Raw genomic sequence first — 24,454 nt, forward strand, 5'->3', positions numbered from 1 at the left:
CTCGTGCGTTTTCTGGAGATCACCGTGACGCTCTTCATCCTCGCTTATACCGCCGGCCTGCTCACCATCGCATCGCCCTGCATCTTCCCGATCCTGCCGATCATTCTCGCCCGCGCGGACCAGCCGTTTCGCCGCAGCGGATTGCCCTTGCTGATCGGCCTCACACTGACTTTCGCGGTGGCCGCCAGTCTCGCCTCTGTCGCCGGCAACTGGGCGATCGAGGCCAATCGTTACGGCCGTAGCATCGCCCTCATCGTGATGACGCTATTCGGCCTGGCACTGCTGTTGCCGACTCTGGCCACGCGGCTGATGGCGCCGCTAGTACTACTCGGTGTGAAGTTGTCCGGTTGGGCCGGCCAGAATGATGCAAACGCAAACCGCACACCGGTCGCTTCGCTGCTGCTCGGCATAGCGACGGGCCTCGTCTGGGCACCCTGTGCCGGACCGGTGCTGGGCCTGATCCTCACCGGCGCCGCACTGCACGGGCCGGGAATCGATACCGTGTTGCTGCTGCTCGCTTACGGTCTTGGTGCGGCAACGTCACTCGCCGCAGGCATGCTACTGGGCGGACGTTTGCTCGCCAAGGCCCGCGAGCTGATGCCATGGAGCGACGGCGTGCGTCGCGCACTGGGTGGCGCAGTCGTGCTCGGCGCCATCGCAATCTGGGCCGGGCTGGATACGCGCCTGCTGACGCAACTATCTCTGCCGTCGACGACGGCGTTTGAAAGCAAGCTGATCGACACGCTGCAGCCCGCAGCATCCGCGCAGGCCGGGACGTCCATCGGCAATGCCACACCCCACGCGTCACTGTCGGGCCCGCTCGCATCGATCGTGGGCAGCAGGCAATGGCTCAACACGTCGCCGCTGAAGGCTGAGGACCTGCAGGGCAAGGTCGTGCTGGTGAATTTCTGGACCTATTCCTGCATCAACTGCCTGCGTGTGCTGCCGCATATCCGTGCCTGGGCCGACAAGTATCGCGATCAGGGCCTCGTCGTGATCGGCGTACACACGCCGGAATTCGCCTTCGAGAGGAACATCGGCAATGTCAGCACCGCAACAGCGAAGCTCGGCGTTGGCTATCCGGTCGCGATCGACAACGACTTCCGGGTCTGGCGCGCTTTCAGCAACAATGCTTGGCCTGCCCTCTACTTCGTCGGTGCCGATGGTCGCATCCGTCATCAGGCAATCGGCGAGGGCAACTATGCGACGTCGGAAAAGGTGATCCAGCAATTGCTCGCCGAGGCCGGCCACAAGCCAACCGACGACGCAGCAACCGTGACAGCCGAAGGCACGCAGGTTGCGGCGGACGAAGTCCAACTCCGGTCGTCGGAAACCTATCTCGGCTATGGACAGGCTACCGGCTTCACCTCACCGGGCGGCGCGCGTGAGGATGTGCCGAGCGTCTATCGCGGCATCGACATGCTACCGCTGAACCGCTGGACGCTGGGCGGCACATGGACCATCGGCCGCGAATATGCGCAGCTCGATGAGGCGTCCGGCCGTATCGCCTATTGTTTCCACGCCCGCGACCTGCATTTGGTGCTCGGCCCATCACGGGACGGCAAGCCGGTGCGCTTCCGCGTGACCATCGACGGCGCGGCGCCCGGTGTCAGCCACGGCACCGATACCGATGCGGAGGGGTATGGAACCGTGACGGATGCGAAGCTGTATCAATTGGTGCGGCAAGTTGGCGGCATCACCGACCGCACATTCCGAATCGAATTCCTCGATCCCGGCGTACGGGCCTATGCCTTCACCTTCGGTTGATGGCGACGACTATTGATAGGTCGCCACGATATCGGCGACGGCGCGCTCGAGTTGCTGCGCCGTCGCGCATTGGCGCACGACATTACAGAAGGTCGCGTAGCGCGGCATTTCGGAATCGCCGAAGCCCCAGCCCATCCGTCCTTCCGGATTGAGCCAGACCAGCCGCTTCGAACGCTCGCCGATGCGGCGCAAGATGTCGGCGCGCGGATCGAGATTGTTGCTGCGGGCATCGCCGAGCACAATGACCGTGGTCTGCGCCGTGATCGCGCTCATGAAACCCTTCTCGAAATCGACGAAGGAGCGACCATAGTCGGACGAGCCGTAGCCAACCGACGACATGATCTGCTTCATCGCCTCTTCAGGTTTGTTTTTCTCCAGGACTTCACTGACTTCGATCAGGTTGCCGGAAAAAGCGAAGGAGCGCACATCGGACACCACTTCATGCAGGCTGTGGATCAGCAGCAGGAAGAAGTCGGAGACCTGCGCAACCGAGCCCGAGACATCGCAAATAGCGACGATCTTCGGTTTGTCACGATGACGGCGCTTCCATGCCGTCATGAACGGCACGCCGCCCCATGCAGCATTGCGACGAATGGTGCGGCGGACATCGAGATGGCCACGGCGCTGCCGTTTGCGCGGCTTGCTGAAGCGCTCGCGCAGCCGCCGCGCGATCTGCCGGATCAGAACGCGCATCTGCGCGATCTGCCGCTGTTCCAGCCGCGCCATCGGCGCATTGCGCAGGATCTCATTGCGCAGCGCCTCTTTCTCCTCGCGGCCATAGAGCAGCAGCGCCTGCGCGACCATTTCGCTGACGGTCTCGCGCAGGCTGCGGAGCGCCGTTGCAAGCCGTTCTGCATCTGCTGGATTGCGGGTCGTGAGCGCATCGATGTCGTCGCGCAGTTGCGCGATCCCGAGCTGCTCGAGCACCCGGCTGGCAAACAGCCCCCGCTGGGTGAAGACACGGATGTCGGTCAGGCCGGCGGCATTCGATGCGTTTGAAAGCGCCGCGGCAATGGCGGCGCGGTCCTGCGCCAGCAGCATCTGCGCGAGCGAACCGAGTTCGGTCGAAGCCTGTACCGACGCGGTGCCTGCCGCGGCGTCGGTCCCGCTCTCGCTTGCCCCCTCGCCAGTCTCGTCGTCGTCATTTGCCGCGGACGGCGCGTCGAAATCAGGATGGGTGAAGAACGTATCGAAACAGGCAGCAAGCGCCGCTTTCTCTTCGCCGGACTTCGCCATGGTCAGCAGCAGCGCATCGCGCAGGATCGCGCGATCGGCGGGGCCCACTTCAGCGGCGGCACGCATCGCATCGATACTTTCGGCAGGCGAAATCCTGACACCGGCGCCCCGCGCCGCCCGAAAGAAGCGATGCAGCGTGTCGCGCATGGCTAACCGAACACGCCCTGCCGGTCGGCCTTGGCAACGAAGCCCGAGACCTGCGGCAGTGTCGCTTCGATATCGCCTTCGTATTTCAGCAGCACATTGAGCGTGTCTTTCACCATCTCGTGGCCGAGTTCGGACGCCCCGAGCAGCACCAGCACCTTGGCCCAGTCGATAGTCTCGCTGACCGACGGCAGCTTCTTCAGGTCCAGCGTGCGGACCTGATTGACGAAACCGACAAGCTGCTTGCGCAGCGTCGCGGACACGCCGGGCACGCGGGTTTCGACGATGCGCTCTTCGAGCTTGGGCTCGGGAAAGCCGATATGCAGATGCAGACAGCGGCGCTTCAGCGCGTCGCCAAGATCGCGCTCGCCGTTCGAGGTCAGGATCACGATCGGTGGTACGATGGCTACGACAGTGCCAAGCTCGGGGATCGTGACCTGGAAGTCGGACAGGATTTCGAGCAATAGCGATTCGAATTCGGCGTCGGACTTGTCGATCTCGTCGATCAGAAGCACGCAGCCCATCGGCTGTTCCAGAGCGCGCAGCAACGGACGCGGCTCGACGAACTCCTTGGAGAAGAACACGTCGCCGAAATCGTGCAACTGGTCGAGCGCCTTGGCGAGCGTATCGGCCCCGCCCAGCACTTCGCCGAGCTTGTCCTTCAGGATCTGGGTGTAGAGTAGCTGTTTGGCATATTTCCACTCGTACAGCGCCTTGGCCTCGTCGAGGCCCTCATAGCACTGCATGCGGATCATCTCGAGGCCGCGCGACGCAGCGATCGCCTTGGCGAGTTCGGTCTTGCCGACGCCGGCCGGACCTTCGACGAGGATCGGCTTCTCGATCTTCTCGGCGAGATAGACGGCGGTGGCGATCTGCCGGCTGGCGATATAGCCGGCGGAGGCCAGGCTGCGCTCAACGGCTTCGATCGATGCTGACGAACTGGTGTTCTCGGCCACGCGCTTCACTCCGGATTTCGCATACTGGAATAAGCCCCTTAAACAGGTTTTGGGCGCGCGCGCCCGGCTCATTCCCGCGTCCTGATTTGCTACGTGGTTCAGCCGGCGGCGTCCAGCGCCTCCGGCTCATCGCTCAGTTGCGGCGGCTGGGGGCCTGACAGTTGAGCGCCTTGCGGTACCCCGCGGCGCGGGCGTCGTCCTCGCTGCAAAACCAGCGATCCGGCTTCGGCTGGGTCGCGTAATTCTGGCATTGGGGAATGAGATAGACGCCAACATGGCCGGTAAACTTGGCCCGCCGGACCTGTTTCGCCCGGATATTGCAGCCCACCGGCATCGCGAGATCGGTGGGAAACAGCGCCGCGCGCAGCTCCTTGTCCTTGTCGCTCCGACAGGCCGAGCCGAGCAATGGGCTGTCGCTCGCCTTGCGGCGGAACTCCGCGGGCGTCACGAAGCACCCGCGCCACAGCCCTCGGCGCTTGTCCTTGGCAGCCGTCTCATCGGGTTTGAAGCTGGTCTTGGCGCTTGCCTTGTCCGACGGTTCGATGCTCACCGCATAGCCCGATTGGATCACCGCCTGATTGAGGCTACCCGTCTCGCCAACGACACTGCAGATACCGGCGCGACGGTTCTTGTAGATCTTGTCCTCGCCAAGGTCCTCACAGCGAACCTCGCGCTTGCCGATCAGCTTCACCAGTTGGTCCCTTGCTTCGACGCCGCAGCCCCAGTTGTCGGCATGTTCGTCGACACAGGGCTGATCCACCTCCGGCGCGTCCAGGCCGGCAAGCTTGTAGGCGACATTGCCGATCTGGATGGTGTCGCCGTCCTTGACGATGGCTTCGACCGCCGAGGCCGGGTTGGCGACAAGCAGCAGGAAGAACAGGGACAGGATGCGCATCAATCTGGTCTCGGGATCGGCACGGGGAGGGCTGCGATCAGTCCTATCGCAGCAGACGCGCCCACGAAAGAGACATCACGCGCAATGCGCCGTCACACCGCAACCAGCATCGCCACGCCGACGACAATCAGCGCGATCCCCGACAATTCGCGTGCCGAAAGGGGCTGCTTGAACGAATAATAGGCGACAGCCTGCGCGAACAGCACCTCGACCAGCGCCAGCGTCCGCACGTTGGCGGCGGCTGTAAGTGCAAAGGCCAGGAACCAGAATTGCGAGGCTACCGCACCCATGAAGCCGGCCAGCATCGATGGCTTCCACAAGCCGAGGATGTCGCTCAGAACCTTGGGTGCACGGGCCAGCAGATAGATGGTCAGGATCAAGGTCTGCACGAATAGTGCCCAGACCAGCGCATAGGACGCCGCCGTGACGAAACTGACACCGGGCACCGTGATGATGGCGCCGCGAAAGCCGACGGCCGACAGCGCAAAAGCCGCCGCCGCGACCAGCCCGAGGACGGTCGGCCGGATGCTGGCGATGTTGCGCGTAGCACCGGGCTGCAGCGCCGTGACGACGACTCCGATGGTCGCAATCAGGATCGCCGCGACCTTCAGCACCGTCAGATGATCGCCGAGAAAGACGAAACCGAAAATCGCGGTCTGGATCGCCTCGGTCTTGAGATAGGCCGTGGTCACCACAAAGGAGCGATCATTCATCGCTGCCAGCATGAGCCCTGTGGCAAAGATCTGGCTCAGCGCGCCGAGTAGCAGCCACGGCCAGAATTCGGCTGATGGCCATGGCACCTTGTCGCCCGTCGCCACGATGATCACCACGAAAAAGACGATCGAAAACGGGAAGCCGAACAGAAAACGGATGTTGGTGGCGCCCCAGGTCCCGAGCGGTCCGGTGAGCGAGCGCTGCATGGCATTGCGCGCCACCTGCCCCAGCGAGGCGATGATAGTGAAGGGGATCCAGAGCGAGGCGATGGTGAACATGAGGCAAGATGGTCCGCGAGCGATGGCGCGGAACCTGACTGCGTCACGCCGCAGGGTCAAGCGGCCTGCGCCCATGCCTGCGATGCGATCGCGACCGCCTCGGACGTGGCTTACCAGACCAAGCGCACGACGCCCTTGCCGGCATGGCTGCGGGTGAGGTTGGAGAACTCACCCTCATAGGTCGCCGCGACCGACAGCCCGCTTCCGAGCATGACCTCCGCACTCGCGCTGGTCAGCGCAGCATCGGGTGCCATCGCCGCGCCGTTCACGATGAAGCTCGCGCTAGGCAGCGACTGGAACGAGGCCTGCGCGACGCGATCGCGATTGAAGTCATGCGCCCATGCGGCGCGCCCACGCAGCGTGAGCAACGCCTGATCTAAAGCGAAGGATTTGTCGGTGCGGAGGCCAAGTTCGCTACGCGTGGCAGTGACGTTGCGTCCGGTGTAACTAAGCGCGAAATCATCGCCGCCGGAGACAAGCGTCTCTGCATAGGCTGGCAGGTCGATATTCGTAACCTGGCCCGCGGCATAAGGCGTCAAACCCACGCCGCCAAGCCACGGCAGCACGCTCCGATGGCCAGCTTCGGCGCGCGCCGAGAAAGCGTGCGCGGTGAAGTTCGCGCGCAGCCGGTCGACATCGACGATGGTCACTAGCCGTTCCGTAGTGACGTTCTGCCATCCGTAGGCGAGCGCAGCTGTGATATAAGCGGGGCCTTGGTGATGGCGGATGAAACCACCTATCTGGAACAGGTCCGAATGTCCTGAACCGAGATTATCCGACAAGCCGAAGCTGGTGCCGCCGCCAGCCACGGCGAAGCCGGCAAGCGTCTGTGGCGACAGCCAGGTATCGGCACCGACGGCAATGCCGCCGATCCGGCTACTGCTATTGTGCGAACCAACGACCGTATTGCCGTCGGTCGCCTGACCACCACCGAAGCCCGCAGCCCAGACGTTCCAGCGCGCTTCGAAGCTCACCGCCACAGGTGGCGCTTTGGTGATCGCACCGTAGGCGTCGCGCCAGGGCGTCGGTGAACGATCGGCCGCCGCGAAGGCATTCGAAGCTGTGTTCACGGTTGCGAGGCCGCGATTGGCAGCGAAGGGATCAGTCAGCACGCCCATGAACTGCGTCATGGCCTGCACGGTGTTCTGTTGCACGCCGGTCGAGAGTTCGCCCGACGATTGCGTCAGATCTTCCGGCGCCATCGCGCCGAGCGCATAGGCGATGCCGCCATGGCTGCCGAAATAGGCATTCAGCGACGAAGCGATATTGTTCTGATTGATGTTGAGACCGGTTAGCTTCAGATCAACATTGAGATAGACGTTTTGAGCATCGTAGCTCAGCGTCGTGATGAACGAGGGTGGCTCGTCACTGACGATATTTGGGCTGAACCTGCCTGCGATGCCGCCGCCTGGGGCATTCAAAATGGTGTAGCGTTCACGTACATAGGCCGCGGGATCGAAGCTGACGCGAACGCCAGCATTGTTGAGCGACGCGGTGCCTGTGACATTGGTCCGGTCCGCCGCCGAGCCAGATACCTCGACCATGTAGCTCGAAGCAGCGGCAAACGTCAGATTGCCTTGTACGGACAGCAGCCCGACCGAATTTCCGGGCGACAGCATGCCGCCATCTTGGATCTGTGTGGTGCTGACGATGCCGTTGCCGCCGAGCGTCGCTCCGCGTTCGACGCTCACCAGCGACGATGCGGCGATCGAGCCGTTGACGCTGAGCGTTCCGGCTTTGACGGCGGTGGCGCCCGTATAGCTATTGAGTCCGTCGAGGCGCGTAATGCCCAAGCCGCTCTGCGTGAATGAACCGCTGCCGGAGATGGCACCCGCCAATGTCAGCAGACCGTCGCGCTTCGCGACAAGTTCGCCATTGTTTATGACATTGCCGATGATCGATCCTGTGAAACCACCATCACCGATCTGCAGAATGCCCTGCGTGATCTCCGTACCACCGCTGTAAGTATTGTCTGCCGTCAGGACCGTCGTGCCGGTGCCGACATGCCGGAACATGCCGATTCCCGTGATCGTGCCACCGAATGTGTAGACATCGGAACGGAAAATCTGGAACGTGCCATTATTGATGACATCGCCAATGATAGAGCCCGCTGTGCTGCCAGTGCCGAGCTGCAGCATACCGGCAGAGATCAACGTGCCACCGCGGTAGGTGTTATCATTGCTAAACACTGTAAGGCCCGCCCCGACCTGGATGAAAGCGCCGGGACCGGAGATGACGTCATTATAGGAGAAATTATCGGATCGGTTGAATGCCAGAATACCATTGTTCGTGACGTTGCCGGACAGTGTGCCGGTGGTGCCGCCATTGCCGATCTGCAGCGTGCCGGCATTGATCGTCGTGCCGCCGCTGAAAGAGCTGATGCCTGCCAGAACCAACGTGCCCCAGCCATCCTTGGTCAAGGCGCCGGCGCCCGAGACGCTTCCTGTAGTCGTGAATGTCGTACCGAACAGCGTCTCGATTGTGCCGCTGCCGGAAAGCACAATACTTCGCACGGACGTGATATCGGCCAGCGTCAGCAGCGTGCCACCCGAGAGCGTCAGCGTGCCCGTGCCGAGATTGGCGTCCGCGAGAACTGCAACGGCGCCGCCGGAAACTGTCGTGCCGCCCGTGTAAGTATTCGCTCCAGACAACAGCAGCGTGCCGCTGCCGGATTTCACGAGGCTGCCGCCGACACCGGTGATGGTGCTTGCGATGACCGTATCGCTTGCCTGGTTGAGCGTCAGTTGTGCACTTGCAAGCGCAATCTCACCACCGAAGCCGATCAGCGAATGCGTCGTGGTATTGTAACCGTTGAGATCGAGCTTGCCGCCATAGATGATCACGTCACTGTCGTTGGGCAGTGCACCGGAAGCGCCAAGCTGCAGCGTGCCAGCTTCGAGTAGCATGCCGCCAGTCCAGCTGTTGGTATTGGCCAACATCAGAGTGCCGTCGCCGGCCTTGATCAAGCTGCCGGTGCCGGACACCGTACCGGTGAGCACCAGCGCCGTTGCGGCGTCGGTATCGATCTCGCCTATGCCGAGTAACGATACGTTCCGCGCTGAGGCGATGTTTGCAGTCGTATGCAAGATGCCGTTGTCGAAGGTGAGACCGCCGGTTGCAGCGCCGAGATTCGCATTCGACGAAATCTGCAGCGAGCCTCCGCTGATGGTCGTGCCGCCAGTATAGGTACTGGTGCCGGCGAGCACGAGCGTGCCGCCACCCGTCTTGTTCACACCACCAGCGCCTACAATCGGAGCCGAAATTGTCGCCGTCTCGCCGGACAGAACACGCAGCTCACCAATACCGTCCGAACCGCCCAGCGCGGTTGGCCGCAGTTCGCCAGTGCCTTGAACAAGGTTGTAGAGACCGCCGACGAATTGCAGTCCATAGAATTTCTGCGATCCATCTATCGTGACCGTGCCGCCCGGGCCATTGAAGACGCCATAAATGGATCCCCACTGGGTATTGGCAACGCCGGCCAAATCAAACCAATTGTTGTTGAGCGCATTCCAGGTTCCGCTGCCACCCGCGGTGCCGCTCGACGCATCATCCCAACGTTGAAGGATATCGGTGCCGTTGGGCGAAGCAATGAGATCGACCACATGCAGCCGCGAGCTGTCGATCGAATAGGTGACGGGAAACAGTCCCGAGATCGGGGGCGTCGTGCCGATGGTCAGTCCGGAGATTGACGAACCGCCGGTGTAGTTGATCATACGATAGTAACCGACCGCAGGCTCGCCCGTACCACTGATATTGAACGTCACGTCGTGGAGCGCAACATCGCCATTTGCAAAGACGCTCGCTGACGTCGTCGAGGCTGCGCCGTTCGAAAAATGGCCGAGGTTGAAATCAAAGGCGCTGCCGGCGAGCATCGACAGGTTGCCGTTCACCGTCAGACGACCCGTGCCGTCAGGCGCGAGCGTGCCATCATTGAGCACCGTGGTTGCTCCGACGGAGCCATTGCCGGTGAGGCGTCCGCCCGCATCGACATTAACCGTGCCGCCGAGTTGTCCGGTCACGCCAAGCGTTGCGCTCAGGATTTCCGTGGTGCCCGTGAAAGCAGCACTGCGGCCGGACAGGATCGTGGTGCCTGACAGCACATTGATCGCGCCATTGCCGGTGATGAGATTATTGAAGAGATAGTCGCCGCTCGTATGGTTGAAATTGAGCGTGCCGCTTTGTGCGAGTTCAACCGGGCCTGTCACAACACCAGGCGCCAGAGCCGCCGCCCCGGGCTCGGATCCGATACTCAACGCACCGCTGACACCAGAGGCGCCTACTTGAATCGTACGCGCTTTCGCAACGCCCCCATTACTCACCGTCAGCGCGCCGACGGACGCTGCGCCGATCTTCAGGGTCTGGGCATCGAGCGTCGACCCGATGCCATCGACCTTCACCGTGCCATGCGCGACATAAGACGCATCGTTGCCAATTGAAGCGGTGGCTGCAGTCACATGCATGCCATCAGCAATCAGCAACGAGCCGGTGCCGCGATAGCCGACGAACAGATTGGTATTGAGCCACGATGCGCCTGGGCCAGAGATGGTGACATTGGCATCGGTGCCGCTGTCATAGCCGACATAGCCATTGGCCGTCGTCAGTCTGGCGCCACCAGCAAAGGCCAGGCTGCCGGCATTGGCGCGCAAATCGCCGGCGAAGGATGCCGATATCCCCGAAAGCGTCCAGACGGCGTCGCCATTTTTTTCCAGCACCGAAAAGCCCCGATACTTCGTGCCCAATCCGGAGAGATCGAACGTCGCGTCCTGATTGCCACCCAACGCAAAGATATTGGGATTGCTCGCATCCGAGCCGACGACGACATCGCCTGTAATGTTCGCGCCGGACCATAACTCCAGCCTGTTGCCGCCGCCGGAGAACAGAATCGCCGCAGCGCGCGATCCGTCGACGTTTCGCCCGCCCTCGATCGTCCCAGCCGCAACGACCGTTATGCCGGCGCTCTGCCCAAGGATGGCGACTCCCGCCGCTCCATTCGCACCGGCGTGACCACTGCTTCCACTGCCGAGCTCCCAGCCGCCGCCGCCCGGGCCGGCGGGCCCAGCGGCCCCGGCATCGCCGCCCTGCACCAGTCCACCATTGTCGACGCGCACCGTCCCCGGGCTCACCACCACGACGCCGGTGCCGCCAGCACCACCAGTGCCGCCATTGCCACCATTGCCACCGGAAACGCCTTGGCCGCCCGATCCACCCGCCCCGCCGGTCCCGCCGGTCCCGCCGAACACCGAGGCGCCGCTTCCAATGACGGTCACGCGCGCCTTCTCGACGACAATGCCGGCGCCGCCATTGCCGCCATTGCCCCCACTGCCGCCATCGCCGCCGACGCCGCCGTCGGTCGCGGTGGTGATGCAGGGCGGCTGTCCGCCCGGGCAATAGTTACCGATACTATCCGGCGCGCCCGTGCCTCCATTGCCGCCGGCGCCACCCCAACCGCCCGAACCACCTTTGATAGCGGGAGCGAGCGTTTCCAGGGTTTGTCCGGATGCGTAGAGGCCTATTCCGCCGCCGCCGCCCCCACCCCCACCTCCACCGCCGCCGCCGTAGCCGGGGGCCATGAAGGTCCCGTAATACGCCACAACACCATCGCCACCATCGGCGGCGGCTCCGCCACTGCCACCTGCGCCGCCCGCAATGAACTGGTTGCCCGGAACGAACGACCCGCTGAATATCGCGCCGGTGCCGCCACCGCCGCCACCGCCGCCGCTGCCGCCGTCATGGCCCATTCCGTGAAACCAGTTGCTGCCATCTCCACCCTTGAGCCGCTGGGGACGCTTCCCGGGCGATCCCGCGCCTCCCTGGATTTGACCGCCCAGGAGTTGCGAGCCGTTGAAGCCCAGGTTTCCACCCTGGCCGCCGTCTCCCCCTCCACTGGCATGTGCACCACTGCCACCCTTGCCGCCATTGCCGATATAAGCGTTCTTCAGCGACTCGTTCTTGGCATTCCTGCCGCCACCGCCGCCGCCGCCGCCTCCATTGGCGGGGTCGATCACACCGCCTATTCCGCCCGCTTTGGGATTGCTGGATGCATGCGCTCCGCCATTTCCGCCGACGCCCGAAGCCTGCGCATGAACCGCTTGCGACGAGGCAATCGCCGCGACCATCAGCACCGGACCCGCAAGCGACAACAGCGACAGCATCATGGCTGTCGACGACATCAATGTGTTAGCACGGCGCGCGCCGGTGCCGCTGCTCGTACTCGAGCCGCTGCAGCACGCAGCGCTGACGACTGAAAATACCGGGAGCTTCACGATCGAACTCCAGCTCGCAGATCCACGCGAGCGAAGTTCCATGAGACACGCGATCGCATGACGAGTCGCAATCAAAGATCGCCGAATCGACCTATAGGTTCGACGAACGCCCTGCAGGTTTTTCGCGTGTTGAAACGTAGCAACACACAACGCGAAAAATACTCAACACACTGACGTCGCTAACGATTTGTTAAGTCGTGATCAGCACGCGATTGATAGCAATCGGCACGCGGAATGTGAGTCGCTAACGTGCTCACATTCACCTCGCTTGGTGTCGTTCAAACGCCAAGATGCGCGCGTAACTCAGCTCGGCCAGCCCGCGACACCGGCCAATGGTCTTCATAATCATGCAAGCGCAATTGCCATGCCCCGCTCGACCGGCGCACGACCTCGCGCACGAACTGATGATTGACGACGGCCGTACGATGAATGCGCACAAACCAGCCCGGCGGGATCAGGCCCAGCCACTGTGTCAGCGGCCTTGGATCGAGCACCATCGCGCCATCCACCAGCCACACCTCAGTATAGTCTTTCGACGAGCGCAGGCCGACGATTTCGGTCAATGGCGTGCCGAGAATGCCATGCGCGCGGCGTAGGTAGATCAGTGCGGGATACGCAGCCTGAGAATCTTCCCCACCAGAGGTGATCGGCGACCGGCCATAGCGCGCCGCCGCGATGAGGTCGGCACAACGAAACAGATCAGCAATTTCATCTGACCACCGGCGCGGCGCTGCGACCGCATCGAAACCGATGCAGGCGACGAGCCTACCGTCATGAAATACCGGCACGCTGAGTACGCTTTTGTTGTTCTGCCGGATAAACTCAGCGCGCAACGCACCGGCGCTGCGTGGCAGTGCCTCGATGTCATTGACCATCACAGCCTGCCCCAAGACCAGCCGTTGATGCAGCCAGCCGATCATGGTGACCGGCACATGCTGCAGATCCTGCACAAAGGATCCGACCCCACCGCGACTCCACTCATGGGTGTTGCGAAAGCGCAGATGGTCGGCGTCGTATTCGAACATCCATGCGCGATCTGCTTCGGCGTCCGCGCCTATGACTTGGAGTAACTCGGCAATCGCCGCATCAAGCGGCCGCGTCAGCAGCAACATCGCCGTGTCGAACACCCAGTCGGATTGCGACGCCGCAACACAATCATCGCGGCTAACGAATTCCCAAGGCTGGGCTGAATCGGATGACAACTGCAATGCTCGCGGTAGTGATCACAAGACCTACCCAACCATCTTACCTTCGGCAGCGTGTCAATCCCTGCAGAATGGCGACTATTCCATCGCGGCACCCGGGCATCCACACTGTGCGATGCGCCGCGATCTTGGGCAGTCTCCGGCGCCACAACCAGCATTGCAGCGTCCGCTTTTGGCGATACATTGAAGCAAAGCGCATTCGGAGACTGCCGGATCATGCTGCGATTTCTGCCTGTTGTCCTCGGTACCCTGACTTGTTGGGCAATGAGTTGGGTTGTTACCCCAGCACTCGCGCAAAATGCCCCGCGCGGCAGTGAGTGTCTGGCAATGGCCACACGGCCACCACTCGCAATTCCAGTCAGTTTGCGTCGGACTGCTGCGAAGGCCGATGAAGTCTCCATCACCTATGCCGGGCACTCCACCTATTACATCGACACACCCGGCGGCGTGACCATCGCCACCGACTATAACGGCATCTACAAGCTCGATCGCATCCCGGATGTGGTGACGATGAACCGGGCCCACAGCACCCATTACACGCTGTATCCCGACCCGCGCATCAAGACGGTATTGCATGGGTGGGGCGAGAGTGGACAGCCGGCGCAGATCCATGAGCGCATCGGCGACGTGCTGATCCGCAACGTCACGACGGACATCCGCCGCTACTATGGCGATGACGCCGGCGGCGAGATGGTGAAGGACGGCAATTCGATCTTCATCTTCGAGGTTGCCGGCCTGTGCATCGGCCATCTCGGCCATCTGCATCACAAGCTCGACGAGAGCCACTTCGCCGCGATCGGCCGGCTCGACATCGTGATGGTGCCGATCGATGGCAGCTACACAATGTCCCTCGACGGCGTATCCGAGATCACCAAGCGGCTGCGCGCCTCGGTGGTGCTGCCCATGCATCGCTTCATGACACCGCTCAGCGACTTCATGACAAAGATCGGAAAAGATTTCGAAATCGACCAGCGCAGCGCCCAAACGCTGACAATATCACTCAATGCGCTGCCCAAGGCACCGACGGTGATTATTCTCAACGGGGTTTGACGCGCCGGCGAGGCTGAAGCAGGCAGAAGCTGAAACGCTACACCTCTTCCGCGACCACCATATAGTTCACGTCCATATCGGACGACAGCGTCCAGCGGTCACCGAGCGGATTGTAGACCACGCCAGATTGTTCGGTGATTTCCAACTTGTTGCGCGACAGATGATGCGCGAGTTCGTCCGGCGTGACGAACTTGTCCCACTGATGGGTCCCACGTGGCAGCCAGCGCAGCACATATTCGGCGGCGACGATGCCGAGTGCAAAGCTCTTCCAGTTTCGGTTTAGCGTCGAGACCACCATCAGGCCACCGGGCTTCAGCATCGACGCGCAGCGATCGAGGAATGCGCCGACATCGACCACGTGTTCGATCACTTCCATCGCCAGCACGATGTCGAAGCGCTCACGCACGTCCATCTCCTCGACGGTGGTGCAACGATAATCGATCGACAGATGCCCTTTGTCTGCGTGCAACTTAGCGGCGGCGATATTGGTGGCGGAGGGATCGATACCGATCACCTGTGCGCCGAGCCGCGTGAACGGCTCACACAGCAAACCAGCCCCGCAACCGATATCGAGCATGCGCAAGCCACTCAGGCAATTGAGACTACGAACATTACGATCGAACTTGCGGCAGGCGGCGTCGCGAATATAGGTCAGGCGCAGCGGGTTGATCTTGTGCAGCGGCGCCATCTTGCCGCGCGGATCCCACCACTCCTCCGACAGCTTCGAGAATTTCGCGACTTCGCTGGCATCGACGGAGGATGCGGAAGCGTCGGAGAAGTTTGCTTGGATGGCCATTGTGGAGCCGTTGTCCTATCGCGCTGTGATGTGGCTGCGAAATGCGAGTGGTGACGCGATCATCTTGATGACCTCTTCATCGTCACCCATGTTCTCGATGGCGATGTCACCATAATTCAAGATGCGTCCCAGAATGCTCTGATTGACGCTGACGCTCGCAACCTTGTCGATACTGATCTCGAAAGTCTTGCGCGTGATGAAGCCTTCCTTGTGCACGACCCGCAGCGTGGTGACATCCGTCTCGGTCGTCCAGCGCTGGAACCAGCCCTTCATCGACCAGTACAGCGCCGCGAAGGCCACTACGGCCGAAGATGCCAGGCAGAGCAGAACAAGGGTTTCGTTGATCGCGTAACGCGTCAGGACCAGCAAAGCCGCGGAGACAATCCAGGCCGCGATGGCCGGGACATAGACCACCCAGTGCAAGTTGCTGGAATACAGCACCTTCTCGCCCGGCTGCAGGATATCGTCGATATAGCGCCCCATAAACCGTCCAAAATGCCCTGTCTCGGTGCGTTCTAAGGGACCAGAAGCCCGGGTTGCTTGCCCCCACCCTCGCCGCTATGTATACGCGCGTTTTCGCCCGCGTGCGTAGTGCGCGGTATCTTTACCCACTGTCGTCAGGGAATGCACCACTCGTCATGGGCCGGCTCGTAATGAAATTCGGCGGTACGTCCGTCGCCAACATCGACCGCATCCGCAACGTCGCGCAGCATGTCAAACGCGAGGTCGATGCCGGTCATGAGGTCGCAGTCGTGGTGTCGGCGATGTCGGGCAAAACCAACGAACTGGTGGCCTGGTGCACCGAAGTGTCGCCGATGCATGACGCCCGAGAATACGACGCCATCGTCGCGTCCGGTGAGCTCGTGACCGCCGGCCTGCTGGCGATCGCGCTGCAGACCATCGGCATCCAGGCGCGCTCCTGGCAGGGCTGGCAGATCCCGATCAAGACGTCGGACGCCCATGCCTCGGCCCGAATCGACGAGATCGACGGCGACAAGCTCATCAAGCGCTTCAAGGAGCGCAAGGAAGTGGCCGTCATCGCCGGATTCCAGGGCATCCATGCCGAAACCGGCCGCGTCACCACACTCGGCCGCGGCGGGTCCGATACCTCGGCAGTGGCAATTGCCGCCGCCGTCAAGGCTGACCGCTGCGACATCTATACCGACGTGGACGGCGTCTACACCACCGATCCGCGCGTCGTGCCAAAGGCACAACGCATGAACAAGGTGGCGTTTGAGGAAATGCTGGAACTAGCGTCGCAGGGCGCCAAGGTCCTGCAGGTCCGCTCCGTGGAACTCGGCATGACCCACAATATGCCGATTTTCGTGCGCTCAAGTTTCGACAAACCCGAAGACATCGACCCGCACGGCACCCCGCCGGGCACGCTGATCTGCAGCGAGGAGGAAATCATGGAAAGCCACGTCGTTACCGGAATCGCCTTTTCCAAGGACGAGGCCCAGATTTCCGTCCGCCAGATCGAGGACAAGCCGGGCGTCGCCGCCTCGATCTTCGTGCCATTGGCCGAAGCCAACATCAATGTGGACATGATCGTCCAGAACGTCTCCGAAGACGGCAAGACCACGGACCTGACCTTCACCGTCCCGGCCACCGACTATGCCCGTGCCAAAGAGACCATCACGGCGGCCAAGGCCAAAATCGGCTATGCCCGCATCGACAGCGCGACCGATGTCGCCAAGGTCTCGGTTATTGGATCTGGCATGCGCAGCCATGCCGGCGTCGCCGCGCAAGCCTTTGCCGCCCTTTCCGAGCGCCAGATCAATATTCGGGCAATCACCACGTCCGAGATCAAGTTCTCGGTCCTGATCGATACAGCCTATACGGAACTGGCGGTTCGCACCCTGCACACGCTGTATGGTCTCGACAAAGCGTAGAAAATTTTTCCTGAAACATCCGTTATTTTGATGTGAACGGTGTGCTTCTTGTCTGGCAGGTGTTTTGCTTGGCAAAACAAGCCTCAATTCGCTATACGGCCTGCATGGGCAGCCGTTGCGGCTGAGGGCGCCGTTTCGGACAATCTGATACGGTTCTGTCGCTGCGCCTCTTGTTGCGCGGCGGTGCAAATTCTATTGTTTTCTGAGGCTTAGCGTCGGCGCACGGCTTTTGTCAGGTGTCGGCCTCGTGGGGAGGGTGTCGGCACATGCGGAGCGCGTCGGGTGGCCCCCGAGTCTTGCTGAGACGGCTCCGCGAAGTGATGGCGGAGCAGGTCAGCGCTCAGGAACGCCTCGACAAGATCGTGGTGCTGATCGCCGCCAATATGGTGGCGGAAGTCTGCTCGACATACGTGCTGCGCGTCGACAATACACTCGAGCTCTACGCCACCGAAGGCCTCAACCGCGACGCCGTCCACCAGACCGTGCTGAGCTCCCATGAGGGCCTGGTCGGTCTGGTCGCCTCCGAAGCCACACCGCTCAATCTCAACGACGCGCAGAGCCATCCGGCGTTCTCGTTCCGCCCGGAGACCGGCGAAGAAATCTATCACTCGTTCCTCGGCGTGCCGATCCTGCGCGCCGGCAATACGCTCGGCGTGCTGGTAGTGCAGAACCGCGCCAAGCGCACTTATGTCGAGGAAGAAGTCGAGGCGCTGCAGACAACGGCGATGGTGCTCGCCGAGATGATCGCCTCCGGCGAACTTTCGGCGCTGGCGCAGCCGGGCGCCGAGCCCGCTGCGCGGCATTCCCTGCACAAGACCGGCGCTATCCTTTCCGATGGTATCGCGCTCGGACATGTAGTGCTGCACGAGCCGCGCGTCGTCATCACCAATTACATCGCCGAAGACCTGCCGAAGGAAATCAAACGGCTGGACACCGCGCTGACCAAGCTGCGGTCGGACCTCGACCGCATGCTGGAACGCGGCGACGTCGCCGACGGCGGCGAGCACCGCGATGTGCTTGAAGCCTATCGCATGTTCGCCAATGACCACGGCTGGTCGCACAAGCTGCACGAAGCGGTCGCCACCGGCCTCACTGCGGAAGCCGCCGTCGAACGCGTGCAGTCTGATACACGTGCGCGCATGCTGCGTTCCACCGATCCCTATCTGCGCGACCGGTTGCACGATCTTGAAGATCTCGGCCACCGCCTGATGCGGCAGCTGGTCGGCCAGGATCACGCGCCGTCGCGCGAACAGATGCCGGACAATGCGATCCTGATCGCACGCGCGATGGGCCCAGCCGCCCTCCTCGACTACGATCGCAAGAAGCTGCGTGGCCTGGTGCTGGAGGAAGGTACGGCCAATTCGCATGTCTCGATCGTGGCGCGCGCGCTCGGCATTCCCGCGATCGGCGAAGTCGCAAATGCGCCGGGCATTGCTGATCCAGGCGACGCCGTCATCGTCGATGGCACCTCGGGCTCGATCTATATTCGGCCCTCCGCCGAGATCGAATCCGCTTATGCCGAACGCGTGCGTTTCCGCGCGCGGAGACAGGCGCAGTATTCAGCGTTGCGCGACCTTCCCTGCGTCACCAAGGACGGCCAGAAGGTCGACCTGCTGATCAATGCCGGCCTGATCATCGACCTGCCGCATATCGACGATACCGGCTCGGCGGGCATCGGCCTGTTCCGCACCGAACTGCAATTCATGGTCGGGGAAAGCCTGCCCCGCTCCAGCGATCAGCTGGCGCTGTATCGTGCGGTGCTCGATGCTGCCGGCCCCAAGCCGGTGACGTTCCGTACCCTCGATATCGGCGGCGACAAGGCGCTCCCTTACATGGAGACCATCGTCGAGGAGAACCCGGCGCTGGGCTGGCGCGCGATCCGTCTTGGCCTCGATCGGCCTGGCCTGCTGCGCGGCCAGATCCGCGCATTGCTGCGCGCCGGCGGCGGCCGCGCGCTGCGCATCATGTTCCCGATGATTTCGGAAGTGGCCGAATTCGATCAGGCCAAGGCGATCATCGAACGCGAGCTGACTTATTTGCGCCAGCACGGTCATGCCCTACCCGAGCGAATCGATGTCGGCACCATGATCGAGGTGCCTGCGCTGGTCTATCAGCTCGACGAACTCCTGAAGAAGGTCGACTTCGTCTCGGTCGGCTCCAACGACCTGTTCCAGTTCCTGTTCGCTGTCGACCGCGGCAATGCCAAGGTGTCGGAACGCTTCGATACGCTGTCGGCGCCGATCCTGCGCGTACTGCGCGAGATCGTGCAAAAGGGCGACGCCGCCAAACGTCACGTCTCGCTGTGCGGCGAGATGGCCTCGCAACCGATCGGCGCTCTGGCGCTGATTGGCATGGGCTATCGCTCGCTGTCGCTGTCGGCCACCGCACACGGTCCCGTGAAGGCAATGATTCTCGACCTCGATGCCAAAAAGGCCGAGGCGCTGATGACACAACTGCTCGACGCCCCCTCGGGCAGCGTCTCGATTCGGCAAAAGCTCACCGAATTCGCTGAGGCCGAGGGACTGTCGTTGTAGCGAGGCTCTGCCCGTACGACGCGCTTCCCCTTTCCGCGATCTCCGAGATTCCACGATGTCCCTGCTGCCCGAAACCAAACTCGACGTACTCCTCGCACATCACGCCTCGCTCGAGGCACAACTGATGGGTCAGGTCAGCGCCGAGAATTATGTGAAGATGACGCGCGAGCTGTCCGAGCTCAATCCGCTGATCGACGCGGTGAAGACCTATCGCGGTGCGCTTGCAGAGCTCAAAGATATCGATGCGATGATCGCCGATACTTCGACCGATGCGGAGATGCGCGAGATGGCGCAGGCCGAGCGCCCGGCGCTGGAAGAACGCATCGAGGCGCTGGCGCAGGAAATCCGCGTGGCGCTGTTGCCGAAGGATGCGATGGACGAGCGCAACGTGGTGCTGGAAATCCGTGCCGGCACCGGCGGCGACGAGGCTTCACTCTTCGCCGGCGACCTGTACCGGATGTATGAGCGTTTTGCGGCACTGGCCGGCTGGAAGGTCGAGGTGATTTCGGCGTCCGAAGGCACCATGGGTGGCTACAAGGAAATCATCGCCGAGGTGAAGGGCCGCGGTGCTTTCGCCAAGTTGAAATTCGAATCCGGTGTACACCGCGTGCAGCGCGTGCCCGATACGGAAACTCAGGGGCGCATTCACACGTCGGCGGCAACGGTCGCTGTCATGCCCGAAGTCGAAGAAGTAGATATCGACATCAAGCAGGACGACCTGCGCATCGACACGATGCGCGCCCAGGGCGCCGGCGGCCAGCACGTCAACAAGACCGAATCAGCGATCCGCATCACGCATATCCCGACCGGCATCGTGGTGATGATGCAGGACAGCCGCTCGCAACATAAGAACCGCGCTTCGGCGATGAACATCCTGCGCTCGCGTATCTATGACGCCGAGCAGCAGCGTATCGATTCCGCCCGCTCGGCCGAGCGCAAGGAGAAGGTCGGCTCCGGTGACCGCTCGGAGCGCATCCGCACCTATAATTTCCCGCAGGGCCGCGTCACCGACCACCGCATCAATCTCACGCTCTACAAGCTGCCGCAGGTGATTGCCGGCGAAGCATTGGGCGAACTGGTCGATGCGCTGACGACAGAGCATCAGGCTGCACAACTCGCCGCCCAGGGCGACGCGGCGTGAGCGCCGGCGACATGTTCGCCGGACAGAGCGTCGAGAACGCACGACGCTCATTGACCAATCTGCTCCGCACCCACAGCATCGATTCCGCTGAACTCGACGCGCGCTTGCTGACAGGCGACGCGCTCGGACTCGATCTGACCGGGTTGATCTCGGCTGCGAATCGCATCTTGACGTCCAATGAAGCGGCCCAACTTGCCCGCTTCGCACAGCGCCGCATCGATGGCGAACCCGTGGCCCGTGTCCTAGGCACGAAAGAATTCTGGGGCCTGCCGCTGCAGCTATCGCCCGACACGCTGGTGCCCCGTCCCGATACGGAAACCCTCGTCGAGGCGGCGCTCGAACTTCTCGATGCGGCTGGTCCGCGCGACCGTCCGCTTGTGATCGCCGATCTCGGCACAGGCTCCGGCGCAATCCTGCTGGCGCTGCTTTCGGAGTTAACCAACGCCACCGGCATTGCGACCGACATCAATCTCGACGCCCTGCAAACGGCTCGCTCCAACGCTGCGCAACTCGGCTTGATCGAGCGCGCCCATTTCGCTGTCTGCGACTATGCCTCAGCCCTGGCCGGCGGCTTCGACCTGATCGTCTCCAATCCGCCCTATATTCCCTCGGCCGACATTGCCGACCTCGACATCGAGGTGCGCGACCACGACCCGCTCCGCGCCTTGGATGGTGGAAAAGACGGACTAAATGCCTATCGAACCATCGCCCCCGAAGCCGCCCGGTTGCTGGTGCCCGGCGGCCTCCTGGTGGTCGAGGTGGGCCACGACCAAAGCGACGATGTCGCCGGTCTGATGACGGTGTCCGGGTTGACCCTGCCGGGGCCGGCCAAAGCCGATCTGGGCGGCATTCGCAGGGCGGTATCGGGACAAAAAAAGCCCCGATAAAGCCTTCTTACGACAGAAAAAACCACTTGGAATATCCCCGGGGAGCGACTACCTTCCTGTCACAACATCGGTTCAGGGTTGGCTCGCCCCGTAGATTTACGGCAGGAAGCCAGAATTCTCGCTAGAGAGCCCGTCCGGGTGAAAGGTTCCAACAGGCAGGTTTGGTTGAGCGCGATGGCTGAGAGAGCTGCGCTGCTCGCGACCGCAAAGCGAACGAAAGCCTGATATTGCTCTTTAAACTTCACGCACAGAAGCCTGACCTTGTTTCGGCAGGTGGGTGATTTGGTCCGGCTGGCATGGTCAGCGGGCGGTTGGGGAACGCGTCTTTGTTGAACGCGAATGACGGCAAGATCGATGCAGCAAAGGTCTGCACGACGATTCGGGCGCTTCACGCGTCCGCATCCCGCAATGTACTGCGGCAATCATCTCTTTGAAACATAGCTCTGTGACACTCTGGATCGATAACTGAAGGCGACACATGCGAAACGGTCAGAACAACAACAACAAGCGGATGCGGAACAACAACAACCGCAACAACAATAATAATAACAACAATAACAATCGGCGCGGCCAGAACCCGATGACCCGGGTCTTCGAATCGAATGGCCCCGACATCAAGATCCGCGGTACCGCCTCCCACGTCGCAGAGAAATACGTCCAGCTCGCCCGCGATGCACGCAGCTCCGGCGATCCCGTTGCTGCCGAGAACTACTATCAGCACGCCGAGCACTATTTCCGCCTGATCGCCGCCGCGCAGGAGCAGTTCCGGCAGAATCAGCCGCAACCGCGCACCGAAAACGAGATGCCGCCTGAGGACAACGATGACGAGAGCGAGAGCTACTCGAACTTCGGTGCCGAGCCCGGTTTCGTGCCGGTACAACAGCAGCCCTTTGCGCAGCGCGAGCAGCCTCCGCAGCGTGAGGGTGGTCAGCCCTATCAGCAGCGTGGCGAACAGCCCTATCAGCCCCGCGAGAACAATAATCGCGAACACCGTCAGCAGAATCAGCCGCAGGGCCAGCCGCAATATCAGCCGCAACCGCAGCCGATGATGCCGGTCGGCGATGGTGTCGATCGTCTGCCTTCTTTCATCACGGGTGGTGCGCAGCCTCAGCCGGGTGCTGCTCCAGGCGGCTTCGAACAGAATGCTGGTGGAGAGCGCTTCCCGCCGCGTCGTCGCCGCCGTCCGCACGGTCCTCGCCCCGACGTTGCTGCAGCTGGCGCGCCGGCAGAAGCACCAAGCGACGATTTCAATCCGGGCAACTCATAAGCCCAGCCGCTCTCCGGCGAGAGAGCGCACATCACGAGGCTTAGATTGGCCGTGGCTCAAAAAGCCGCGGCCAATTCTTTTGCGCCTGGCAGATTGCTATTGCTGTCCATTCGCGCGTTGGTGACTGCAAGTAGCTTGGCCACAGTGTTGTGGCGGATCGCCACCGGATTGCGCTCATACCCGCCACGCTGGAAGAAGTTCGCCGTCGGCACCTGTTCGCGCATCGCCAGCGGCATGGTCACCATATCGAAGCCGTTGCCATCGCCAGTGAGATTCATCATCTCAAGCTCGGCTGCGCTGAGCGGGCGATCAAACCCACGGGCGCGGGCAAAATTCACTGACGTCAGTAGTTTGTGGACCTGCAATTGCGGGCCGATATCCATGTCTAGCACCAGCGCGTGCATGGCCCAGCCCTGCGGGGTCGTGCCAAGCTTCTCAAGAGCGCTCCAGTTTTGCGGAACAGTGCGCACAGTCGCCTGCATGCGCTTGAAGACCGCAATCTTGTGATCCATCGCCTTACGCTGCGGGCCCGAGAGCGTCGATGCCTTCTCGGTCAGAACTTTCAAAATCTGAGGCCCCTGTTCGGCAACGAGCGTCGTCGTATTGGCTGTGAGCAGCTGATTGTAGCCGATAGCGGTGGAGATCGCGCGAGACCCCGGACGTGACGGGTTCAGGCCCGACTGCATGTCATGGCCGCCATTGCCACCGGTCTCGAAGGAATAGACGCGTACCGCAATGTCGCGTGTCAGCCCGGCCTGCAGGGCGGCACGAGCATAAGCGCGCTTGAACTCCATCTCATTGGCAGGCCGCTGCGGCACGAACTGAAATTGCTCCCTCGCCGCCGCGAGGAAATCCGCCACCACCGGAAGATCCTTGCGGACGCGCGGATCGCTATCCTCGGGCTCCGGATTCACCGGACGTTTTGGTCCTTCATAAAGCGGCGCCTGTTCCAGCACATAGTCATTAAGCGTGATCTGCTGGCGGTCGCGGCGCTTGGCGTTGCGGATTTTTCGCTTCTCAGAGATTGCATCCCAATAGGCACCGGCCTCCTGATCGAAGGCCGCGCGCGCTTCCTGATATTCCGCAAGCTTGCGTCGGTATTCTGCGACGGCCTGCGGCGAGGCGCCCTGCGCCATCGCATTGGCAACGCCTGCCGGTAATTGGGCGGAATCCAGCGCATAACCGACCGGCATGAACAAAAATAACGCGAGCGGGACAGTGGCAGTAAAGGTGCGAATCAAATGAGACATGGGACCTGTCGAGATGTCAGCCGGCATAGCCGGCCATGCAGAGGAATGAGGCGGGACGCCGCCCCGCGCCCGTCCCAGGCGGGTCAAACATACCCCGCTTAAAATGACGTTGGATGAGTTTGGTGAACAATGTCTTTCCAAGGCCGGACGCTGCCTGCGCTGACACGTCGCGCCGGGGA

17 protein-coding genes are annotated in these 24,454 nt (G+C 62.2%); 8 read left to right on the forward strand and 9 right to left on the reverse strand.

Going from position 1 to position 24,454, the window contains the following annotated elements:
* The first annotated feature begins 24 nt into the window (after nucleotides 1-24).
* A complete protein-coding gene (locus AB7813_RS17450) occupies nucleotides 25-1,767 on the forward strand; it encodes a cytochrome c biogenesis protein DipZ (RefSeq protein ID WP_439083937.1) in 1,743 nt (580 codons plus the stop codon).
* 9 nt (nucleotides 1,768-1,776) lie between these two features.
* Here AB7813_RS17450 and AB7813_RS17455 read toward each other — a convergent pair whose 3' ends face one another.
* The 5 genes from AB7813_RS17455 to AB7813_RS17475 all read right to left on the reverse strand — a co-directional run bounded on the left by AB7813_RS17455 (nucleotide 1,777) and on the right by AB7813_RS17475 (nucleotide 12,160).
* Entirely contained in the window at nucleotides 1,777-3,150 is a 1,374-nt protein-coding gene (locus tag AB7813_RS17455; RefSeq protein WP_439083936.1) for a VWA domain-containing protein, read from the reverse strand.
* A 2-nt stretch (nucleotides 3,151-3,152) separates the two neighbouring features.
* Nucleotides 3,153-4,103, reverse strand: a complete 951-nt coding sequence (locus AB7813_RS17460) for an AAA family ATPase (protein WP_439083935.1) — start codon at nucleotides 4,101-4,103, stop codon at nucleotides 3,153-3,155.
* 133 nt (nucleotides 4,104-4,236) lie between these two features.
* On the reverse strand, nucleotides 4,237-4,998 hold the full coding sequence (locus AB7813_RS17465; RefSeq protein WP_175368061.1) for a thermonuclease family protein: 762 nt from the start codon (nucleotides 4,996-4,998) through the stop codon (nucleotides 4,237-4,239).
* A gap of 92 nt (nucleotides 4,999-5,090) precedes the next feature.
* Nucleotides 5,091-5,990 carry an EamA family transporter gene (locus AB7813_RS17470; RefSeq protein WP_439083934.1) on the reverse strand — a complete coding sequence of 300 codons (900 nt, stop codon included), beginning with the start codon at nucleotides 5,988-5,990 and terminating at the stop codon, nucleotides 5,091-5,093.
* A 110-nt stretch (nucleotides 5,991-6,100) separates the two neighbouring features.
* Complete coding sequence (locus tag AB7813_RS17475) at nucleotides 6,101-12,160, reverse strand: autotransporter-associated beta strand repeat-containing protein (RefSeq protein ID WP_439083933.1); 6,060 nt, start codon at nucleotides 12,158-12,160, stop codon at nucleotides 6,101-6,103.
* On the opposite strand from AB7813_RS17475, the gene AB7813_RS17480 reads away from it, so the two are divergent.
* Nucleotides 12,144-12,314 carry a hypothetical protein gene (locus AB7813_RS17480; protein ID WP_320445732.1) on the forward strand — a complete coding sequence of 57 codons (171 nt, stop codon included), beginning with the start codon at nucleotides 12,144-12,146 and terminating at the stop codon, nucleotides 12,312-12,314. The two genes, AB7813_RS17475 and AB7813_RS17480, sit on opposite strands and share 17 nt — an antisense overlap.
* A 217-nt stretch (nucleotides 12,315-12,531) precedes the next feature.
* Here AB7813_RS17480 and AB7813_RS17485 read toward each other — a convergent pair whose 3' ends face one another.
* Complete coding sequence (locus AB7813_RS17485) at nucleotides 12,532-13,455, reverse strand: GAF domain-containing DNA-binding protein (protein ID WP_320445733.1); 924 nt, start codon at nucleotides 13,453-13,455, stop codon at nucleotides 12,532-12,534.
* Between the two features lie 219 nt (nucleotides 13,456-13,674).
* Here AB7813_RS17485 and AB7813_RS17490 point away from each other — a divergent pair, with 219 nt between their 5' ends.
* Entirely contained in the window at nucleotides 13,675-14,508 is an 834-nt protein-coding gene (locus AB7813_RS17490) for an MBL fold metallo-hydrolase (RefSeq protein WP_089267717.1), read from the forward strand.
* A gap of 37 nt (nucleotides 14,509-14,545) precedes the next feature.
* On the opposite strand, the gene ubiG is transcribed toward AB7813_RS17490, so the two are convergent.
* Both ubiG and AB7813_RS17500 read right to left on the reverse strand, forming a co-directional pair.
* Nucleotides 14,546-15,304 carry a bifunctional 2-polyprenyl-6-hydroxyphenol methylase/3-demethylubiquinol 3-O-methyltransferase UbiG gene (gene ubiG, locus AB7813_RS17495; protein WP_439065181.1) on the reverse strand — a complete coding sequence of 253 codons (759 nt, stop codon included), beginning with the start codon at nucleotides 15,302-15,304 and terminating at the stop codon, nucleotides 14,546-14,548.
* A 15-nt stretch (nucleotides 15,305-15,319) separates the two neighbouring features.
* On the reverse strand, nucleotides 15,320-15,787 hold the full coding sequence (locus AB7813_RS17500) for a PH domain-containing protein (protein WP_120287359.1): 468 nt from the start codon (nucleotides 15,785-15,787) through the stop codon (nucleotides 15,320-15,322).
* Between the two features lie 155 nt (nucleotides 15,788-15,942).
* Here AB7813_RS17500 and AB7813_RS17505 point away from each other — a divergent pair, with 155 nt between their 5' ends.
* The 5 genes from AB7813_RS17505 to AB7813_RS17525 all read left to right on the forward strand — a co-directional run bounded on the left by AB7813_RS17505 (nucleotide 15,943) and on the right by AB7813_RS17525 (nucleotide 23,025).
* The gene (locus AB7813_RS17505) at nucleotides 15,943-17,196 is read left to right on the forward strand and encodes an aspartate kinase (protein ID WP_089267720.1); all 1,254 of its coding nucleotides are present in this window, start codon (nucleotides 15,943-15,945) and stop codon (nucleotides 17,194-17,196) included.
* 266 nt (nucleotides 17,197-17,462) lie between these two features.
* Complete coding sequence (ptsP, locus tag AB7813_RS17510; RefSeq protein ID WP_089267721.1) at nucleotides 17,463-19,730, forward strand: phosphoenolpyruvate--protein phosphotransferase; 2,268 nt, start codon at nucleotides 17,463-17,465, stop codon at nucleotides 19,728-19,730.
* Nucleotides 19,731-19,785: 55 nt separating this feature from the next.
* Complete coding sequence (prfA, locus tag AB7813_RS17515) at nucleotides 19,786-20,871, forward strand: peptide chain release factor 1 (protein ID WP_089267722.1); 1,086 nt, start codon at nucleotides 19,786-19,788, stop codon at nucleotides 20,869-20,871.
* Between the two features lie 11 nt (nucleotides 20,872-20,882).
* Nucleotides 20,883-21,758 carry a peptide chain release factor N(5)-glutamine methyltransferase gene (gene prmC, locus AB7813_RS17520; RefSeq protein ID WP_439065915.1) on the forward strand — a complete coding sequence of 292 codons (876 nt, stop codon included), beginning with the start codon at nucleotides 20,883-20,885 and terminating at the stop codon, nucleotides 21,756-21,758.
* 478 nt (nucleotides 21,759-22,236) lie between these two features.
* Nucleotides 22,237-23,025, forward strand: a complete 789-nt coding sequence (locus AB7813_RS17525) for a DUF4167 domain-containing protein (protein ID WP_309942441.1) — start codon at nucleotides 22,237-22,239, stop codon at nucleotides 23,023-23,025.
* Between the two features lie 56 nt (nucleotides 23,026-23,081).
* Here AB7813_RS17525 and AB7813_RS17530 read toward each other — a convergent pair whose 3' ends face one another.
* Nucleotides 23,082-24,275 carry a hypothetical protein gene (locus AB7813_RS17530; protein ID WP_439065916.1) on the reverse strand — a complete coding sequence of 398 codons (1,194 nt, stop codon included), beginning with the start codon at nucleotides 24,273-24,275 and terminating at the stop codon, nucleotides 23,082-23,084.
* Between the last annotated feature and the right edge of the window lie 179 nt (nucleotides 24,276-24,454).

Origin of the sequence: Tardiphaga sp. 20_F10_N6_6 (genome assembly GCF_052076045.1) — a bacterium.
GTDB lineage: Bacteria > Pseudomonadota > Alphaproteobacteria > Rhizobiales > Xanthobacteraceae > Tardiphaga > Tardiphaga robiniae.

What these genes read in the sequence shown, in the direction of transcription:
- AB7813_RS17455 (WP_439083936.1), bottom strand. Translation starts at nt 3,150, where the DNA reads ATGCGCGACACGCTGCATCGCTTCTTTCGGGCGGCGCGGGGCGCCGGT.
- AB7813_RS17465 (WP_175368061.1), bottom strand. Translation starts at nt 4,998, where the DNA reads ATGCGCATCCTGTCCCTGTTCTTCCTGCTGCTTGTCGCCAACCCGGCC.
- AB7813_RS17470 (WP_439083934.1), bottom strand. Translation starts at nt 5,990, where the DNA reads ATGTTCACCATCGCCTCGCTCTGGATCCCCTTCACTATCATCGCCTCG.
- AB7813_RS17480 (WP_320445732.1), top strand. Translation starts at nt 12,144, where the DNA reads ATGGCTGTCGACGACATCAATGTGTTAGCACGGCGCGCGCCGGTGCCG.
- AB7813_RS17475 (WP_439083933.1), bottom strand. Translation starts at nt 12,160, where the DNA reads ATGTCGTCGACAGCCATGATGCTGTCGCTGTTGTCGCTTGCGGGTCCG.
- AB7813_RS17490 (WP_089267717.1), top strand. Translation starts at nt 13,675, where the DNA reads ATGCTGCGATTTCTGCCTGTTGTCCTCGGTACCCTGACTTGTTGGGCA.
- ubiG (WP_439065181.1), bottom strand. Translation starts at nt 15,304, where the DNA reads ATGGCCATCCAAGCAAACTTCTCCGACGCTTCCGCATCCTCCGTCGAT.
- AB7813_RS17500 (WP_120287359.1), bottom strand. Translation starts at nt 15,787, where the DNA reads ATGGGGCGCTATATCGACGATATCCTGCAGCCGGGCGAGAAGGTGCTG.
- AB7813_RS17505 (WP_089267720.1), top strand. Translation starts at nt 15,943, where the DNA reads ATGGGCCGGCTCGTAATGAAATTCGGCGGTACGTCCGTCGCCAACATC.
- ptsP (WP_089267721.1), top strand. Translation starts at nt 17,463, where the DNA reads ATGCGGAGCGCGTCGGGTGGCCCCCGAGTCTTGCTGAGACGGCTCCGC.
- prfA (WP_089267722.1), top strand. Translation starts at nt 19,786, where the DNA reads ATGTCCCTGCTGCCCGAAACCAAACTCGACGTACTCCTCGCACATCAC.
- prmC (WP_439065915.1), top strand. Translation starts at nt 20,883, where the DNA reads ATGTTCGCCGGACAGAGCGTCGAGAACGCACGACGCTCATTGACCAAT.
- AB7813_RS17525 (WP_309942441.1), top strand. Translation starts at nt 22,237, where the DNA reads ATGCGAAACGGTCAGAACAACAACAACAAGCGGATGCGGAACAACAAC.
- AB7813_RS17530 (WP_439065916.1), bottom strand. Translation starts at nt 24,275, where the DNA reads ATGTCTCATTTGATTCGCACCTTTACTGCCACTGTCCCGCTCGCGTTA.